Origin of the sequence: Pseudohoeflea suaedae (assembly GCF_004354915.1) — a bacterium.
GTDB classification, from domain to species: Bacteria; Pseudomonadota; Alphaproteobacteria; order Rhizobiales; family Rhizobiaceae; genus Pseudohoeflea; species Pseudohoeflea suaedae.
In genome coordinates this window covers 1,859,954-1,876,923 of record NZ_SMSI01000001.1, presented here as the reverse complement: position 1 = coordinate 1,876,923, position 16,970 = coordinate 1,859,954, and the positions used below count along the sequence as shown (strand labels likewise).

Here is a 16,970-nt window from a genome sequence, read left to right as displayed (position 1 = left end):
GGCGGAGCGGTCGTCGTCCATGGACTTTGCGTCCCGATGAAGGGCATCCGGGCAGAGGTGAGGACCCCGGCAGGAGCCCCGAGCGAAAATTTATACGACCCGGGTACATAGATACCCAATCGGTGTGTCCGAGGTCGCGTGTTTGTAGAAGTCCGGCAAGCCAGCTTGCCAACATGCGCGGCGCAACAGCCCGCATCCCGGAAACGGGAATTCATCGATCCGCAAGGATCACAATTATAGGTATATCCGGCCGGCCGTTCGATGGTGCAACAGCGAAAAGCAGCAATTCACAGGAAGCCAGCGGCATTGCCGCTGGCTGAATTGCATGACGCGCCCGTCCCCGGCCCGGACCATCATTTATCCGCCACCCCCGCCCTGCGACATCCGGGAAGACGCTCACGCGCGCCCGGCCGGAGCTCGGCCGCTCAGTGGCGAGGAGCACCAACTACATGTCTGAGAAAATGCTCATCGACGCCTCCCATCCCGAGGAGACCCGCGTCGTCGTCGTTCGTGGAAACCGCATAGAGGAATTCGATTTCGAATCGCAGCACAAGAAACAGCTGCGCGGAAACATCTATCTGGCCAAAGTGACCCGCGTGGAGCCTTCGCTCCAGGCCGCCTTCGTCGATTACGGCGGCAATCGTCACGGCTTCCTCGCCTTCTCCGAAATCCACCCCGACTATTACCAGATCCCGCTCGCCGACCGGCAGGCCCTTCTCGAAGAGGAAGCCGCCGAAGCCCGCGCCGAGGATGATGACGACGACGAACGCGCCGCCAGGTCGTCACGCGGCCGCAAGGGCAAGTCCAGGGACAGGAACGCCAGCAAGGCCAGCGAACAGGCCGACAGCGACGACACCGAGGACAAGGACGGCGAAACCGCTGAAGCCTCGGGTGATGAGGACAACGGCAAGGAACGCCGGTCCCGCCGCTCGCGCCGGTCGCGCCGCAAGCCCAAGGACGCCGCAGCCGCTTCGGACGAGAACGCCGACCAGGATGCTTCGTCCGACGACAATGGCTCGGAGGAAGCCGCCTCGGACGATCAAGCCTCCGATGTGCCGGCTGCGGAAAACCCTGCCGACATCGTCGCCGAATCGCTCGACACCCCGAACGACGCCTCCGATGACGCGCCGGCTGACACCAAGAAGCCGGACACAATGGCGGCCGAGGTCGAGGCCGACGAGATCTCCGAACCCGTCGAAAAGGTCATCTCCGACGACGATGACGGCGACGATTCCGACGATGATGGCGATGACAATGGCGACGGCCCGAAGGCGAAGGTCGAATCCGTCGGTTCGGAAGACGCACTCGAGGAAGTCCCGGACCGTTCGCGCCGCAAGCAGCGCAAGCAGTACCGCATCCAGGAAGTCATCAAGCGCCGGCAGATCCTGCTGGTTCAGGTCGTCAAGGAAGAGCGTGGCAACAAGGGCGCGGCGCTGACCACCTATCTCTCGCTCGCCGGCCGTTATTCGGTCCTGATGCCGAACACCGCACGTGGCGGCGGCATCTCCCGCAAGATCACCAATGTGACCGACCGCAAGCGTCTCAAGGAAATCGCACGCGAGCTGGAAGTGCCGCAGGGCATGGGCGTCATCCTGCGCACCGCCGGCGCCAACCGCACCAAGGTCGAGATCAAGCGCGACTTCGAATATCTGATGCGGCTGTGGGACAATGTCCGCAACCTCACCCTCAAGTCGACCGCACCGGCGCTCGTCTACGAGGAAGGTTCGCTCATCAAGCGTTCGATCCGCGACCTCTACAACAAGGATATCAGCGAGATCGTCGTGTCCGGCGAGGAAGGCTACCGCGAAGCCAAGGATTTCATGAAGATGCTGATGCCGAGCCACGCCAAGGTGGTTCAGCCCTACAAGGATCTCATGCCGATCTTCGCGCGCTCGGGCATCGACGCCCAGCTCGACAAGATGGTCCAGCCCCAGGTGACGCTGAAATCCGGCGGCTACATCATCATCAACCAGACCGAGGCGCTGGTCGCCATCGACGTCAACTCCGGCCGGTCGACGCGCGAGCACTCGATCGAGGACACCGCGCTCCAGACCAACCTGGAAGCCGCCGAGGAAGTGGCGCGCCAGCTGCGTCTGCGCGACCTTGCCGGCCTGATCGTCATCGACTTCATCGACATGGAAGAAAACCGCAACAACCGTGCGGTGGAAAAGAGGGTCAAGGAGTGCCTCAAGCACGACCGGGCCCGCATCCAGGTCGGGCGCATCTCGCATTTCGGACTTCTGGAAATGTCGCGCCAGCGTATCCGTGCCTCGGTGCTCGAAAGCACCATGCAGGTCTGCGCCCATTGCGGCGGCACCGGCCACGTGCGCTCCCCCTCCTCCGTGGCGCTCCACGTGCTGCGCGGGATCGAGGAATATCTGCTCAAGCACACCACCCACCACATCACGGTGCGCACCACCGGTGAAACCGCGCTCTACATGCTCAACAACAAGCGCGACACGATCATCGATCTGGAAACGCGCTTCGGCCTGACGATCGCCTTTGCCTCCGACCCGGATGTCGGCAGCCAGCATTTCGCCATCGACCGTGGCGCGCCGGTCGACAATCCGGTCACTTTGGAACACATCCACGCCAACAGCCCCTCCTACGAGGAAGAGGCCGACGACGACGTGGTGATCGACACCGATGACGAGGAAGAGGCAAGCGAAGCCCGTTCGAACTCGTCGGACGACGACCGCAGCCAGGATGAGGACAACAACAAGTCCGGTCGCCGCCGCCGTCGCCGTCGCCGCCGTGGCCGCCGTGGCAATGAGGGCGACGCCAGTGCGCAAGGCTCGGACGATCAGTCGAACGACGACGATGCGGACGACGACACATCCGACGACGATGGTTCGGACGACCAGTCGAACGCTTCCGGGCAGGACGGCGACGACAACGACCACAACCGTTCGGGCAAGAAGCGCCGGCGCGGCAAGCGCGGTGGACGCCGCAACCGCGACGACAACCGTCAGTCCAGCGACGAGAACGGCCAGCAGTGGGACGACGAGGAGATCGACACCACGCCGCAGCCCGATCCCAAGCCGGAACAGAAGCCTCAGGCCGAGCCGGCAGTCGCGGCCGCCGAGGCCGATGCCGAGGTGAAAGCGGAAGAAGCTCCGGCCTCTGACGAAAGCAAGGCAGAGGCCGACGAGGGCAAGACAGAGAAGAAGAAGCCTGCCCGCCCGCGCCGCAGCCGCTCCAAGAAGGCTGATGCCGAGAAGGAAGCCGCCGAAGCCAAGGCCGACGATGCCAAGGCCGACGACAAGCCTGCGGAGGACGCCATGGCCGCAGAAGAAATGGATGTGGCCGCAGCGGCAACCGCACCTGTCGCCGAGGCCGAGCCGGTAGCAGCCGATGCTTCCGCCGACAGCGAGGACGCGCCGAAGCGTGACCGCAAGGCGCAGACCGACCTGTCGGCCATCGCGACCGCGCCCGTCGTCACATCGTCCGGCACGGACGAGAAGAAGGACGACAAGCCCAAGAAGGGCGGATGGTGGCAGCGCCGCGGCGGCGGCGGGTTCTTCTGAGAACAGCCAGACATGTCAGAAAAAAGCCGGCGATCATCTCGCCGGCTTTTTTGTTTCACACGCGATACCGGCCTCAGCCCTGCTCGGGGAGCCAGGCTTCCATGCGCGCGAGCGCTGTCTCCATTTCGGAATGGCTTCCGGCATAGGAAAAGCGGATCAGCCGGTGGCCCTCCACCGGGTCGAAGTCGCGGCCCGGCGTGGCGGCCACGAAGGTTTCCCGCAGCATCCTTCTGGCGAAGGCCATCGAATCATTGGTGAAACGGGAGACGTCGCATAGCGCGTAGAAAGCGCCATCCATGGGAGCGGCAAGCGGAAGGCCGAGTTCCGGCAGGCGACGGGCGAGCAGTTCGCGGTTTCTCGCATAACCGGCCTTCACCTCCTCCATCTCGGCAATGCCGTCGAAAGCCGCTTCGGCGGCAATCTGGGAGAGTTCGGGCGCGCTGATATAGAGGCTCTGGGAGAGGCACTCGACGGGACGCACCAGATCCTCGGGCAGCACCATCCAGCCGACGCGCCAGCCGGTCATGCAGAAATATTTCGAGAAAGAGTTGATGACGATAGCCCGGTCGGAGACCTCCAGCGCCGTCGTCTCCTCACCGGAAAACGTCAGACCGTGATAGATCTCGTCGGAGATGAAGACCGCATCGCGGGCCTCGCACCAGTCCGCGAGCGCCTTGAGATCGGCTTTAGCGGTCACAGTGCCGGTCGGATTGGCTGGACTTGCCACCATCACGCCATCGACGCCGACACCATTCTCCTGCTCCCATGCCTCGATGGCGGCGGGGGTGAGGACATAATGCGTATCCGCACCCACCGGGATTTCCGCCACCCTGAGGCCGAGGGCGGCCAGAATGTTGCGGTAGGCGGGATAGCCCGGCCGGGAGATCGCAACGGTTTCGCCAGGCACGAAGAACTGCAGGAATGTCAGATTGAAACCGGCCGACGAGCCGTTCGTGACGGCGATCCGCGCCGGGTCGATGGATACGGCATGGCGATGTTCGTAGTAGTTTGCGATCGCCTTGCGCAGGCCTGCCGTGCCGAGCGCGTCGGTGTAACCGATACGGCCCGCTTCCAGTGCCTTTCGTGCGGCTTCCAGCGCCGGCCTCGGCGCGGGATGAGCCGGTTGGCCGACGGCGAGTGAAACAACGTCGTTCCCCTCGCCTTTCAACCGCGTGGCTTCGGCGAGCACGTCCATGGCGTGGAACGGCTCGACGCTGGGGCGCTTCTGGCGTGTCATCCTGTCTCCGGGTGGTTCATCTGCAACATCGACCGGATCGATACTGGAACGATCAGGCACATCTCGGGTGTGGCCGCACAAATGCCCCATTGTCATGGCGATCACAAGACTGCGAGCCGGGGCGAAGCTTCGTCCGCGCCCATTTTCATTTGGGCTACAGACGTTTAATACGGACTGATGATGCGAAAACTCCTCAATCCTGCCAGATCTATTGCGACGCTGACCGGCCGTCTTGCAAGCCGCGCGGTGATCGCCACCTCGATCGTCCTTCCCTTCATCGCTCAACCCGCGCAGGCCCAGCAGGGCCGTGTCGCCGTGATCCGCGATGCCGAGATCGAGACGCTTCTGAAGGATTACACCTCTCCGATCCTGCAGGCGGCGGGCCTCTCGCGCCGCGGTATCGAGGTGGTCCTCGTCAACGACGAATCCTTCAACGCCTTCGTTGCCGGACGGCGCATCTTCGTCAATACCGGGGCGATCATGGCGGCAGAGACGCCAAACGAGATCATCGGCGTGCTTGCCCATGAAACCGGACACCTGGCCGGCGGGCACCAGCAGCGCCTGCGCGAACAGATGGAACGTGCACGCACGATGGCGATCGTCGGCGGACTTCTGGGTATCGGCGCCATGGCCGCGGGATCCGTGGCCGGCTCACGCAGCGGCACCTCGGCGGGCAGCGCACTGGTGACGGCGGCGCCCGGCGTCGCCATGCGGGGATTGTTGAGCTACCGCCGCTCGGAAGAAATGAATGCCGACCAGGCCGCCGCGAAATATCTGCGCGCAACCCAGCAGTCGACCAAGGGCATGCTCAAGACCTTCGAGCGCTTTTCCTCGAACCTGGCGCTCGCCGGCGTTCAGGTCGATCCCTACCAGATCAGCCATCCTCTGCCACGCGAACGCATCGCCATGCTCGAAACGCTCGCCCATGAAAGCCCCTATTTCGACAAGGCCGATCCGCCGGCGCTGATGCAGCGCCACCAACTGGCTCGCGCCAAGATCGCAGCCTTTGCCGGTGGTCAGGCAGCCGTCGCCCGGGCCGTGGGTCGCGATCGCTCCTCGTTGGCATATCGCTATGGCGATGCCATCGCCACCGATCTGTCCGGCAACTCGCGCTCGGCCTTGGCGAAGATGGACGAGCTTCTCAAATCCGCGCCGAACAACGGCTATTTCCACGAGTTCCGCGGCGAGATCCTGCTCAAGCTGCGCCGCCCCGAGGATGCGGCGAATGCGTTCGCCCGCTCGATGAAGCTCGCCAAGGATCCCGACGGGTTGATCCGCTCGCGCTATGCCTTTGCGCTGCTTTCGACCGGCAAGGCGGAAAACGCGAAGAAGTCGCTCGACAGCTTCCGTGCCGCCATCCAGTCGGACCCGGATAATCTCAACGCCTATCTGCACCTGTCGCAGGCCTATGCGCTGTCGGGTGACGTCGGAAATGCGGATCTGGCCATGGCTGAAGGACATTTCCGCGCCGGCTCGATGCGCGATGCGCAGGTATTTGCCGCCCGCGCGCTCCAGCGCCTGCCCAAGGGAACGCCCGGCGCCCGCCGCGCAAGCGACATTCTCGCGGTGGCCAAGTAACATGAACCATACGATCAGCGCCCGAGCCCTCCTCGGGACGCGCGGAAAGGGAACGACAATGCTCAAGAAACTGACCACCGGCGCCATGGCCGCCGTTCTCGCGGCCTCCACCGCTTTCGTCTCACCGGCATTCGCCCTCGACGATGCGCAGAAGGCCGAAATGGGCGCCTTCATCCGCGAGTATCTTCTTGCAAACCCTGAACTGCTCGAGGAAATGCAGACCGCCCTTCAGACTAGGCAGGAAGCGGAAGCCTCCGAGAAGGCCAAGGCGGCGATCGCCGCCAACCGCGACGCGTTGACCGCCGACCCGCAGGACATCGTCCTGGGCAATCCCGATGGCGATGTCACGATCGTCGAGTTCTTCGACTATAATTGCGGCTACTGCAAGCACGCCCTCGAAGACATGAACGCCATCATCGAGGGTGACGATCAGGTCCGCTTCGTGCTCAAGGAGTTCCCGATCCTCGGACCGGATTCGCTCGCCGCCCACCGCGTGGCCATGTCCTTCCGCGAACTGATGCCGGAGAAGTACGGCGAGTTCCACCGCACGCTTCTCGGCTCGGACGGACGTGCGACCGAGCAGAGCGCCATCGATCTGGCTCTCAAGCTCGGTGCCGACGAGGAAAAACTGCGCGCCGGAATGGACACCGAAGAGGTGACCCAGTCCATCAAACAGGCCTATTCGCTGGCCGATCAGCTCGGCATCAACGGCACGCCCTCCTATATCGTGGGCGACGAAGCCGTGTTCGGCGCGCTGGGCGCTGATGTGCTGGAGGAAAAAGTCGCCAATTTGCGTGCCTGCAACTCCACTGTATGCTGATACCGATTTTAGTAGACGGAGACGTGTTTTAAGCCATTTTATGCCCCGCGTGGCTTGACGAGCCGAACCAGCCGCTATTAGGAGCCTTCAATCCCTTTCCGGGAACAGGTTCCTTGCCTGATCGGCTTAAAGCTTGCATGAAGGCGATGCGTCCCGATCAGTACAAACGCCCCGGCACCGAACCGCCGCGAGGCCAACGAGAAGGCAACACCCGATGTCGACGAAGAAACCGGCCGTGGACCAGGCGCTGATCCGAGATCTGGCCACCATCCTCAACGAAACCGATCTGACCGAAATCGAGGTCGAACAGGACGATCTGCGCATCCGCGTGTCGCGCAACGGCACGCCCGTCGCACCGCAGGCCTATGCTGCTCCCGCGCCTGCTCCGGCACCCGTCGCCGCAGCCGCGGCAGAGCCGGCAGCCAAGCCCGCGTCGTCCGGCAATGCCGTTCCCTCGCCGATGGTCGGAACCGCCTATATGTCGCCGTCGCCCGGCGCCCGTGCCTTCATCGAGGTCGGCCAGTCCGTTACCGAAGGCCAGACGCTTCTCATCATTGAAGCCATGAAGACCATGAACCAGATCCCCTCGCCGCGCTCCGGCAAGATTGTCGAGATTCTGGTGGCCGACGGCCAGCCGGTCGAATATGGCGAACCCCTGGTGATGATCGAGTAATCCGATGTTCTCCAAAATCCTCATCGCCAATCGCGGCGAAATTGCACTGCGCGTACTGCGCGCCTGCAAGGAACTTGGCATCCAGACGGTTGCCGTCCATTCCTCCGCTGACCAGGATGCCATGCATGTGCGTCTGGCCGATGAGAGCGTGTGCATCGGCCCGCCGCCCTCCCGCGAAAGCTATCTCAACATCCACCAGATCGTCGCTGCCTGCGAGATCACCGGTGCGGATGCGGTTCACCCCGGTTACGGCTTCCTGTCGGAGAACGCCAAGTTCGCCGACATCCTGGAAGCGCACGGCCTGACCTTCATCGGCCCCACCGCCGAACATATCCGGCTGATGGGCGACAAGATCACCGCCAAGAAGACCGCGGAACAGCTCGGTATCCCCGTTGTTCCGGGCTCCGAAGGCGAGATCACCACCGACGAGGAAGCCAAGAAGGTTGCCGACGAAATCGGTTATCCGGTGATCATCAAGGCGACCGCCGGCGGCGGCGGCCGCGGCATGAAGGTGGCCCACAATGCCGACGAACTGTCGATCGCGCTTGCGACCGCCCGTTCGGAAGCAGGCGCCGCCTTCGGCAACGAAGCGGTCTACATCGAGAAATATCTCGCCAAGCCGCGTCACATCGAAATCCAGGTGATGGGTGACGGTGAAGGCAATGCGGTCCATCTGGGCGAACGCGACTGCTCGCTGCAGCGCCGTCACCAGAAGGTCTGGGAAGAGGCGAACTCGCCGTCGCTGAATTCGGCCCAGCGCAGCGAGATCGGCGAGATCTGCGCGGCAGCCATGCGCAAGATGAAATATCGCGGCGCCGGCACGGTCGAGTTCCTCTACGAGAATGGCGAGTTCTATTTCATCGAGATGAACACGCGCCTTCAGGTCGAGCACCCGGTGACGGAAGCCATTACCGGTATCGACCTCGTGCACGAACAGATCCGTGTGGCGTCCGGTGGCGGTCTTTCGGTGACGCAGAAGGATATCCGCTTCTCGGGTCATGCCATCGAGTGCCGCATCAACGCGGAAGACCCGCGCACCTTCGTGCCCTCGCCCGGCACGATCACCCATTACCACCCGCCGGGCGGTCTGGGCGTGCGCGTCGATTCCGGCGTCTATCAGGGCTACAAGATCCCGCCCTATTACGACAGCCTTATCGGAAAGCTGATCGTGCACGGGCGGAACCGTGTGGAGTGCATGATGCGGCTGCGCCGCTCGCTCGACGAATTCGTCGTGGACGGCATCAACACCACCATTCCGCTTTTCAGGGATCTTCTGGCCAATCCGGACATCGCTAATGGCGATTATGACATTCACTGGCTCGAAAAGTTCCTGGCCCGCAAGGACACTGACTGACAGCCGGAAGTGCGGCCGGACAAAACGGGAGATCCCGCTTTGCCTGCAGGACAACTGACACCGGATATTCTCCTGCGGGCCTATGCGGCCGGCCTCTTTCCCATGGCCGAAAGCGCGGAAGACCCCGACATATTCTGGGTCGAGCCGGAAATTCGCGGCGTCATACCGCTCGATGCCTTCCACGTTTCCAAACGTTTGAAGCGTACGATCCGGCATGCGCCCTACGACATCCGCTTCAATACCGCATTCGAGGCGGTGATGCGGGGCTGCGCGGCGTCCGGTCCTGGACGGCGTTCCACCTGGATCAACGAAACGATCTTCATGCTCTATACGAGCCTGCACCGGCTCGGCCATGCCCACTCGGTGGAAGCGTGGCGGGGTGACGAACTTGTCGGCGGTCTGTACGGCGTGTCGCTCAGGGCGGCCTTCTTCGGCGAAAGCATGTTTTCACGCGCCACCGATTCCTCCAAGATCTGCCTCGTGCATCTGGTCGAGCGGCTCAACCAACGCGGCTTCCGCCTTCTCGACACCCAGTTCACGACCGAGCACCTGAAAACATTCGGGGCCATCGACGTGCCGCGTGACGACTATGAGGTGCTGCTTGCGGATGCACTTGAAGGCCCGGACATCGCGTTTGACTAGCTGGACCCGCCCCTGGCGACCGCAGAGAATAATTACCCCTCAAAACATATTGTGACAGGAACATATGTCTCTCCCTCGCGTTGTGCATTCAACGACAACTAGGGAGATACCCAATATGCTGATCAACCGCCGCTTTCTGGCTTCAACCGCGCTGGCGTTCACGCTTGGCGCGGTTCCGGCCGCCGCGCTGACGGTGCGCCCCGCCGCAGACGGGGGCGCCGCCCCGCAGTCACTGCCCCTGATCAAGGTTCAGATGAGCGTCTCCGACGCGCGTGCCCAGCTCGACCAGGCGATGGCCCAGCTGACCGAGGCACAGGCCAATGGCGGTGACGTCGAGGCCGCAAAGGCTAACGTCGCTGCCGCGCAGGCCGAACTCGACGCTGCCGTCGCCGCGGAAGCGCAGGCATCCGCGCCGGAGCCGGAGCAGCCGGTCGCCGAGGAACCCGCGGCCGGGCCTGAGGCGCAGGCGGCACCCGCCGAGGAAGCGCCCGCAGCCGAAGAGCCCGCGCCCCAGCCCGAACCCGAGGCAGCGCCGGCAGAAGAGCCTGCGCCTGCCGCCGAAGCACCCGCTGCCGAGGAGGCCCCCGCAGCAGCCGAAGAACCAGCAGCCGAGGCGCCGGCCGCAGAAGAGCCCGCTCCGCAGCCGGAAGCCGCCCCTGAAGCCGAAGAGCCCGCTGCCGAAGCGCCCGCAGAGGAAGCCCCGGAAGCTGCCGCTCCGGCAGAAGAAGCGGCTCCTGAAGCCGGAGAAGCTCCCGCCGAAGAGCCTGCTGCCGAGCAGCCGGCCACAGGCGAGGAGACGACGACCGAACCTGCCGCTACCGAGGAGCCGGCAAACGCTGCTCCCGGCAGCACCGAGGCGGCACCGGCCGAAGAGACGCAGGCCGCTCCTGCCGAGCAGAAGAGTGAAGCCGAACAGGACGCCTCCGCAGAGGCAGCCGCCGAGGCCACCGCTCAGAGCAATGAGGAAGTGACGCCGGAGGCAACCCTGCCCGTCGAAGGTGGCGCACCGGTCCTCGACAGCGCCAAGGAAACGCCTGCTGCGCCGGAAGACGGCTCGCAGACCGCCGAACAGCCTTCAGAGGGCGAACAGGCCCCTGCGGAAGCCCAGGCGACTGCCGAACCCGCACCGGCCCCGACGTCGGATGCCGAGGCTCAGGCGACGCTTGCAGCCGAACCGATCGTGGCTCCCAACGCGCTTCAGGAAGAAGGACAGCGCCTGCAGTCGCGGCCGCGCCATCGTCCGGATACCGAAGACGGCCAGGTCGTGAAGGAGGTGAACAACCGTTTCATCATCCAGTTCAACAATCAGATCATCGTGCGGGGTGACGACGACCAGCGCCTGCGTGGACGCGGCGACGTCTATTATGACGAACTGCCGCGTGGCCGCACCCGCGAGGTCATCACCCGCCGGAACGGCGTTCAGGTCGTGACCATACGCAACCGCTATGGCGAGATCATTCAGCGTTCGAAGATCATGCCTGACGGTCGCGAGATCCTGCTCGCCTACGTCCCCGAAAACGAACGCGCCGACCGTCGTCGTCCGTGGCGCGATCCGGGCCGGGATCTGCCGCCGCTGCGCATCAACATCCCGATCAGCCAGTACGTGCTCGATGCAACCGTTGCCGACGAGGGTGACTATTACGACTTCCTCGACGAACCGCCCGTCGAACGCGTCGAGCGCATCTATTCCGTCGACGAGGTGAAGTACTCGGCCCGAATCCGTGACAAGGTCCGCCGCATCGACATGGATACGCTGACCTTCGAGACCGGCAGCGCCAATATCCCGCGCGACCAGGTCGACGATCTCGGCGGCGTGGCCGACGCCATGTCCCGCATCCTGGAGAACAATCCGGGCGAAACCTTCCTGATCGAAGGCCACACGGATGCCGTGGGTTCGGATGAATCCAACCTGATCCTGTCGGACGAACGCGCCGAGACGGTGGCCAATGCCCTTTCCTCGGTCTATGGCATCCCGCCTGAAAACCTGGCGACCCAGGGTTACGGCGAGCGTTACCTCAAGGTCCGCACCGAGGCGCCCGAACGCCTCAACCGCCGCGTGACCATCAGGCGCATCACGCCGCTGGTCTCGCCGGTCGCCTCCGCCCAGTAAGGGCGACGGCACAAGGCCTGAAACGAAAAATCCCCGTAGCACGATCGTGTTACGGGGATTTTTCTTGGATCTCTTGCCTGGCCGGCGTCACTGTGCGGGAGCGACATCGCCCTGCGACGGAGCCTCGCCCTCCTGCGGCGGTTCGCCCGCTGTGGAAGAGGTCGGCAGGTTATCGGGCGGCGGCACGTCGGAGGTCTGCTTGCAGTTTTTCAGCCACACGTCATAGACCGGATGATCGACCGCGTTGAGGCCGGGAGAATCGGCAAACATCCAGCCGGTAAAGATACGGCGGATCTTGCGGTCGAGCGTGATCTCGTCGACCTCGACGAAAGTGTCGGTCTTGGGCGTCTCGGTCTCGTCACGGCTGTAGCAGACGCGCGGAGTGACCTGCAGGGCACCGAACTGCACCGTCTCGTTGATATAGACGTCGAAGGTCGTGATGCGGCCGGTGATCTTGTCGATGCCGGAGAATTCGGCAACCGGATTCTCGATCCGCGCGGCATCGGCCACGACCGGCCACAATGCCACCGAGGCCAGTGCCGCGATGGCGATTGTTCTTGTTTTGAAAGCGAACGTCATTGACTGGAAAATCCGTCCCTCACCCTGAGTGACCGCCGAAATGGTGGCGGCGCACCCAAAGCCATATCCGATTCCCGCAAGAAGTGGCACTACCAGCCCCACGGGGTTCGCATCCTAAGACCACCCAATTGTGGCCATCCGGTGCCCTGAAACGGGCTCCGGCGAGAAAATCAGGATTTCGGCGTCCAGGCGTCGTAGTCACCGGTCACCCGCGGACGGTGGCCGGACTTGAGGATCGAGCCCTTCGGACGGTAGGCGAGCGGCGAACCGGTCAGGTTCTTCTGGTGCGGCTTTTCCCACTCGCGGGCATCGTAGTTCTCGTTGGCCGGCGGAACACTCACGCGGTGGTGCATCCAGCCGTGCCAGCCCGGCGGGATGGTCGTCGGATCCGAATAGCCGGCATAGCGCACCCAGCGCCGCGTACGGCCCTCGGAGTCCTTCTGGCCTTCGAAATAGACGTTGCCGAACTCGTCCTCGCCGACGCGCTTGTAGAAGCGCCAGAGATAGAACCGGGTGCCGGGGGTGGTACCGTTCCACCAGGTCAGGAGCTGCTGGAAAAAGAACTTCATGGAAACTTCCGCGTCCGTTGGCTGCGTTTCCCCGCTTATGGCGTGGCGGGCCGTGCTTGTCCAGTGTTCGGGCCGGTCTCAGCGCAATTTCATCTTGAAACCCGCGTGGGATTTGACGAAGCCCAGCCGCTCGTAGAAGCGGTGCGCGTCGGTTCTGACATCATTGGACATGAGCTGCACGAGGCGCACGCCAAGCCCCCGCCCCTCGGCGATCGCGTGCTCGATCATCCGGCTGCCGATTCCCGCCCCGCGCAGGTCGTGCCGCGTGTGGACGGCGCCGATCGTGAGACTGGACGATCCCCTGCCCGTCAGCGTGCGGGTGAAGGTGCTCTGATAGGTCCCCACCACCTCGCCATCCTTCTCGGCGACCCAGAGGCGATCACCCGGGCTCTTCTCGATCCAGTCGAAGGCCGCGAGATAGGACGGCAGGGCTTCGGCGTCCGCCGTATCGCCGTGGCCGCCGAGCGCGTCGGCTGCAAACATCGCGGCGATCGCCGCCACATCGTCGCGGCGCGCCTGCCGGATCACGACATCGGAGGAGACTTGCAGCATGTCAGGCCCCGGGAGGAAGCGGCTTTTCCATGATGATGGCCGGAATGGCCGATCCATCGCGACCGCAATCGGCCGTCCGGCCGGCCTCGCTCATGCCGACGCCCTCGTAGAATGCGATGGCCTGTGCGTTCTTCTCATCGACCTCGAGGATCAGTCGCTTGGCGTCCGGGAAGCAGGTTTCGATCTCGGCGAAGAGATCACGACCGACACCCTGACGCTGACAGGAGGGCAGAACGTAGAGTTGATGCAGTTTCACGCTCTTGATGTCGCCCTCGCCGCTCGGCGTGGCAAAGGCCATGCCGCCGAGATGTTCGCCATCGTCTGCCACGAGATATTCACCGTCGGGACGGGCCATGTTGGCCCTGATCGCTTCGGGCGAATGCCAGTCGGCGATCAGCGATTCGGTCTTGTCCTCGCCGTGAATGGGCGTGTAGGTCGCCCGCCAGACCTCCGCGAGCAGCGAGGCAATTGCCTCGAGATCCCGAGCGGAAGCTGAGCGGACGAAATACATCGGCGTGTTACTCCTCGATACCGAGCTTCTGCTTGACGAGCGCCTGCACGGCCTGGGGGTTGGCCTTGCCGCCGGTGGCCTTCATGACCTGACCGACGAACCAGCCGGCGAGGTTCGGCTTGGCCCTGGCCTTTTCGACCTGGTCGGGATTGGCCGCGATCACCTCGTCGACGGCCTTCTCGATGGCGCCGGTATCGGTGACCTGCTTCATGCCGCGATCCTCGACGATCTTCGCCGGGTCGCCGCCCTCGTTCCAGACGATCTCGAAGAGGTCCTTGGCGATCTTGCCGGAGATGACGCCTTCCTTGATCAGATCAAGAATTCCGCCGAGTTGATCGGGCGAAACCGGAGTATCTTCAATGCCCTTGCCGGATTTATTCAAGGCGCCCAGAAGATCGTTGATCACCCAGTTGGCGGCGGCCTTGCCGTCGCGGCCCGCGGCCACCTTCTCGAAATAATCGGCGATCGCCGCTTCCGAGACGAGGATCGATGCGTCGTAGACGGTCAGCCCCATGTCCCTGACGAAACGCTCGCGCTTTTCGTCCGGCAGTTCCGGCAGGTTCTTTGCCAGTTCGGCGACGAAGGCGTCATCGAATTCGAGCGGCAGCAGGTCGGGATCGGGGAAATAGCGGTAATCATGCGCGTCTTCCTTCGAGCGCATCGAACGGGTTTCGCCCTTGTTGGGATCGAAGAGCCGCGTTTCCTGATCGATCTCGCCGCCGTCCTCGAGGATGGCGATCTGCCGACGGGCCTCGTATTCGATGGCCTGGCCCATGAAGCGGATCGAGTTGACGTTCTTGATCTCGCAGCGGGTGCCGAATTCGCCGCCCGGCTTGCGCACGGAGACGTTGACGTCGGCGCGCATCGAGCCTTCGTCCATGTTGCCGTCGCAGGTACCCAGATAACGCAGGATCGAGCGCAGCTTGGTGATGTAGGCCTTGGCCTCGTCGGACGAGCGGATATCGGGCTTGGAGACGATTTCCATCAGCGCCACGCCGGACCGGTTGAGATCCACATAGGACATCGTCGGATGCTGGTCGTGCATCGACTTGCCTGCGTCCTGCTCGAGGTGCAGGCGCTCGATGCCGATCTCGATATCCTCGAAATTGCCCTGACGGTCCGGGCCGACAGAGATCATGATCTTGCCTTCGCCGACGATCGGGTCCTTGAACTGGGAAATCTGGTAGCCCTGCGGCAGGTCCGGATAGAAATAGTTCTTGCGGTCGAAGACCGAGCGATTGTTGATCTGAGCCTTCAGGCCGAGACCGGTGCGCACGGCCTGCTTGACGCATTCCTCGTTGATCACGGGCAGCATGCCGGGCATGGCGGCATCGACGAGGCTCACATTGGAATTGGGCGCCGAGCCGAAGGAGGTCGAGGCGCCGGAGAAGAGCTTCGAATTGCTCGTCACCTGGGCATGGACTTCCAGTCCGATGATCACTTCCCAGTCGCCGGTGGCGCCGGGGATGAAACGTTTGGCTTCGGGGGTGCGGGTATCCACAATGGTCATTGTATCGGGTCTTCCTGCGCTCGGATGGGCGTGAAAATCCGGGTAGAGCAATCCCGTCCCGACTGCAAGGGTCGGGCGCCCTTCCGGTGCCTTCCGACCGGCAAAAACGCCCTTCATACCGCCGAATTTGCCCCCTTGATCGAGATCAAGGCCACCGGCCTGTGGCGGGACTAGAAACATCCCGATCACTTTGAAGGAGGCCCCGATGCGCATACCGGACATCTTCCAGCGTATGACCTGGCGGGCCGATCTCATGGAAGCGATGATCCGCAAGCTCGGTTTGAGCGGACAGATCCGTCACCTGCGCGACACGGCGCAGGTGATGGGGAACGCGGCGCACCGGTGTCTGAACTGCGAACAGCCCGATGCATGCCAGGAATGGCTCGCCCGCGAAAACAGTCCGCGTCATCCGCCTGGCTATTGCCGCAACCGTGAGTTCTTCGAGCGCATCATTGCGGAGACGGAAGCCGACACACGGGTTTCCTCTTCTTCGTGATCTCTCCCAAAAGGCAGGACCCAAGCCTGCCCGACTTCATGGCCCGGAGGCGACAGTCTCCCGGGCCATTTTCCTTTCCCCCGCGCTATCGTCCCGTCACGCCGTAAAGCCCGTCATCGGCGGAAAGGCTCTCATCGAGCTCGTCATGCTGATCGAAGGTCTTGACCATCTCCACCTTGTCGACATCGCGGTCGAGGACCGGCGCATAGGCGACCGCGTAGGCGTGGACATAATAGCCGAGCTCCTTGAAGAGCCGGATGGCGCGGGCGTTGCGGGCATGCGTATCGATCCGCGCGTGATGATAGCCGCGCGCGGCAACCGATTGTTCCAGCCTGGCGAGAAGATGGGTGCCGATTCCCCTGTTCTGAAAATCCGGCAGGACCCATAGATCGGTGATCAGATCGTCGGCGTTCTCGCTGGCACCCCAGCCGGCAATCTCGCCATCCCATTCGCCGACGAGGATGTCCATCCAGTGCTCGGCACAGAAATAGGCGTAGGCCGCCCAGGCGTTCTCCCTGAGCGTCTCCGGGTTCTCGCCCCAGTCGCCGACCGCCAGTTCCCAGGCCGCCAGGCCGATCTCGGCCAGTCGGTTCGCATCGGACGAACTTGCCGGACGAATGGTCAGCATCGCGATCCCCAGATCCGGCGAGTTCGATCGTGCCGGTATCGGCAGGATCGACTTGCGCAAGTGAGCTCAGCTGCCCGCCAAGGCTGTCCGTTCGGGGCTGATGGCGAAACGGTCCAGACCGTGGAATCGATAAAAAGCACGGGCAATTTTTCCGAGTGTCCGGGAAAATCGCCCGCGCCGCAAG

15 protein-coding genes are annotated in these 16,970 nt (G+C 63.5%); 8 read left to right on the top strand and 7 right to left on the bottom strand.

What is annotated here, in order from left to right:
• The first annotated feature begins 449 nt into the window (after positions 1-449).
• Complete coding sequence (locus E2A64_RS08825) at positions 450-3,527, top strand: Rne/Rng family ribonuclease (RefSeq protein ID WP_133283993.1); 3,078 nt, start codon at positions 450-452, stop codon at positions 3,525-3,527.
• A gap of 73 nt (positions 3,528-3,600) precedes the next feature.
• On the opposite strand, the gene E2A64_RS08820 is transcribed toward E2A64_RS08825, so the two are convergent.
• A complete protein-coding gene (locus E2A64_RS08820; RefSeq protein ID WP_244598191.1) occupies positions 3,601-4,764 on the bottom strand; it encodes a pyridoxal phosphate-dependent aminotransferase in 1,164 nt (387 codons plus the stop codon).
• A 180-nt stretch (positions 4,765-4,944) separates the two neighbouring features.
• Here E2A64_RS08820 and E2A64_RS08815 point away from each other — a divergent pair, with 180 nt between their 5' ends.
• From E2A64_RS08815 to E2A64_RS08790, 6 genes are all read left to right on the top strand, one after another.
• Positions 4,945-6,342 carry a M48 family metalloprotease gene (locus E2A64_RS08815; protein WP_174235756.1) on the top strand — a complete coding sequence of 466 codons (1,398 nt, stop codon included), beginning with the start codon at positions 4,945-4,947 and terminating at the stop codon, positions 6,340-6,342.
• Positions 6,343-6,400: 58 nt separating this feature from the next.
• Positions 6,401-7,162: a DsbA family protein gene (locus tag E2A64_RS08810; RefSeq protein ID WP_133283991.1), complete on the top strand. Its 762-nt coding sequence runs from the start codon at positions 6,401-6,403 to the stop codon at positions 7,160-7,162.
• 214 nt (positions 7,163-7,376) lie between these two features.
• Positions 7,377-7,835 (top strand): acetyl-CoA carboxylase biotin carboxyl carrier protein, encoded by a 459-nt coding sequence (gene accB / locus E2A64_RS08805; protein WP_133283990.1) that lies wholly within the window; start codon positions 7,377-7,379, stop codon positions 7,833-7,835.
• 4 nt (positions 7,836-7,839) lie between these two features.
• Positions 7,840-9,189: an acetyl-CoA carboxylase biotin carboxylase subunit gene (gene accC / locus E2A64_RS08800; protein WP_133283989.1), complete on the top strand. Its 1,350-nt coding sequence runs from the start codon at positions 7,840-7,842 to the stop codon at positions 9,187-9,189.
• A gap of 9 nt (positions 9,190-9,198) precedes the next feature.
• Positions 9,199-9,831 carry a leucyl/phenylalanyl-tRNA--protein transferase gene (gene aat, locus E2A64_RS08795; protein WP_428977457.1) on the top strand — a complete coding sequence of 211 codons (633 nt, stop codon included), beginning with the start codon at positions 9,199-9,201 and terminating at the stop codon, positions 9,829-9,831.
• 115 nt (positions 9,832-9,946) lie between these two features.
• Entirely contained in the window at positions 9,947-11,941 is a 1,995-nt protein-coding gene (locus E2A64_RS08790; protein WP_133283987.1) for an OmpA family protein, read from the top strand.
• A gap of 87 nt (positions 11,942-12,028) precedes the next feature.
• Here E2A64_RS08790 and E2A64_RS08785 read toward each other — a convergent pair whose 3' ends face one another.
• From E2A64_RS08785 to gatB, 5 genes are all read right to left on the bottom strand, one after another.
• Complete coding sequence (locus tag E2A64_RS08785; protein WP_133283986.1) at positions 12,029-12,520, bottom strand: DUF2155 domain-containing protein; 492 nt, start codon at positions 12,518-12,520, stop codon at positions 12,029-12,031.
• 170 nt (positions 12,521-12,690) lie between these two features.
• Positions 12,691-13,089 carry an NADH:ubiquinone oxidoreductase subunit NDUFA12 gene (locus E2A64_RS08780; RefSeq protein ID WP_133283985.1) on the bottom strand — a complete coding sequence of 133 codons (399 nt, stop codon included), beginning with the start codon at positions 13,087-13,089 and terminating at the stop codon, positions 12,691-12,693.
• 78 nt (positions 13,090-13,167) lie between these two features.
• Positions 13,168-13,641, bottom strand: a complete 474-nt coding sequence (locus tag E2A64_RS08775) for a GNAT family N-acetyltransferase (protein WP_133283984.1) — start codon at positions 13,639-13,641, stop codon at positions 13,168-13,170.
• A 1-nt stretch (position 13,642) separates the two neighbouring features.
• Positions 13,643-14,152: a GNAT family N-acetyltransferase gene (locus tag E2A64_RS08770; protein ID WP_133283983.1), complete on the bottom strand. Its 510-nt coding sequence runs from the start codon at positions 14,150-14,152 to the stop codon at positions 13,643-13,645.
• Positions 14,153-14,159: 7 nt separating this feature from the next.
• Positions 14,160-15,662 (bottom strand): Asp-tRNA(Asn)/Glu-tRNA(Gln) amidotransferase subunit GatB, encoded by a 1,503-nt coding sequence (gene gatB / locus E2A64_RS08765; RefSeq protein WP_133283982.1) that lies wholly within the window; start codon positions 15,660-15,662, stop codon positions 14,160-14,162.
• A gap of 205 nt (positions 15,663-15,867) precedes the next feature.
• On the opposite strand from gatB, the gene E2A64_RS08760 reads away from it, so the two are divergent.
• Positions 15,868-16,158: a DUF6455 family protein gene (locus tag E2A64_RS08760; RefSeq protein ID WP_133283981.1), complete on the top strand. Its 291-nt coding sequence runs from the start codon at positions 15,868-15,870 to the stop codon at positions 16,156-16,158.
• A gap of 85 nt (positions 16,159-16,243) precedes the next feature.
• Here the strand turns inward: E2A64_RS08760 and E2A64_RS08755 are convergent, their stop codons facing one another.
• Complete coding sequence (locus E2A64_RS08755; protein ID WP_133283980.1) at positions 16,244-16,846, bottom strand: GNAT family N-acetyltransferase; 603 nt, start codon at positions 16,844-16,846, stop codon at positions 16,244-16,246.
• Positions 16,847-16,970 lie beyond the last annotated feature (124 nt).

Coding starts and splice junctions, on each gene's coding strand:
- E2A64_RS08825 (WP_133283993.1), top strand. CDS start 450: ATGTCTGAGAAAATGCTCATCGACGCCTCCCATCCCGAGGAGACCCGC.
- E2A64_RS08820 (WP_244598191.1), bottom strand. CDS start 4,764: ATGACACGCCAGAAGCGCCCCAGCGTCGAGCCGTTCCACGCCATGGAC.
- E2A64_RS08815 (WP_174235756.1), top strand. CDS start 4,945: ATGCGAAAACTCCTCAATCCTGCCAGATCTATTGCGACGCTGACCGGC.
- E2A64_RS08810 (WP_133283991.1), top strand. CDS start 6,401: ATGCTCAAGAAACTGACCACCGGCGCCATGGCCGCCGTTCTCGCGGCC.
- accB (WP_133283990.1), top strand. CDS start 7,377: ATGTCGACGAAGAAACCGGCCGTGGACCAGGCGCTGATCCGAGATCTG.
- accC (WP_133283989.1), top strand. CDS start 7,840: ATGTTCTCCAAAATCCTCATCGCCAATCGCGGCGAAATTGCACTGCGC.
- E2A64_RS08790 (WP_133283987.1), top strand. CDS start 9,947: ATGCTGATCAACCGCCGCTTTCTGGCTTCAACCGCGCTGGCGTTCACG.
- E2A64_RS08785 (WP_133283986.1), bottom strand. CDS start 12,520: ATGACGTTCGCTTTCAAAACAAGAACAATCGCCATCGCGGCACTGGCC.
- E2A64_RS08780 (WP_133283985.1), bottom strand. CDS start 13,089: ATGAAGTTCTTTTTCCAGCAGCTCCTGACCTGGTGGAACGGTACCACC.
- E2A64_RS08775 (WP_133283984.1), bottom strand. CDS start 13,641: ATGCTGCAAGTCTCCTCCGATGTCGTGATCCGGCAGGCGCGCCGCGAC.
- E2A64_RS08770 (WP_133283983.1), bottom strand. CDS start 14,152: ATGTATTTCGTCCGCTCAGCTTCCGCTCGGGATCTCGAGGCAATTGCC.
- gatB (WP_133283982.1), bottom strand. CDS start 15,662: ATGACCATTGTGGATACCCGCACCCCCGAAGCCAAACGTTTCATCCCC.
- E2A64_RS08760 (WP_133283981.1), top strand. CDS start 15,868: ATGCGCATACCGGACATCTTCCAGCGTATGACCTGGCGGGCCGATCTC.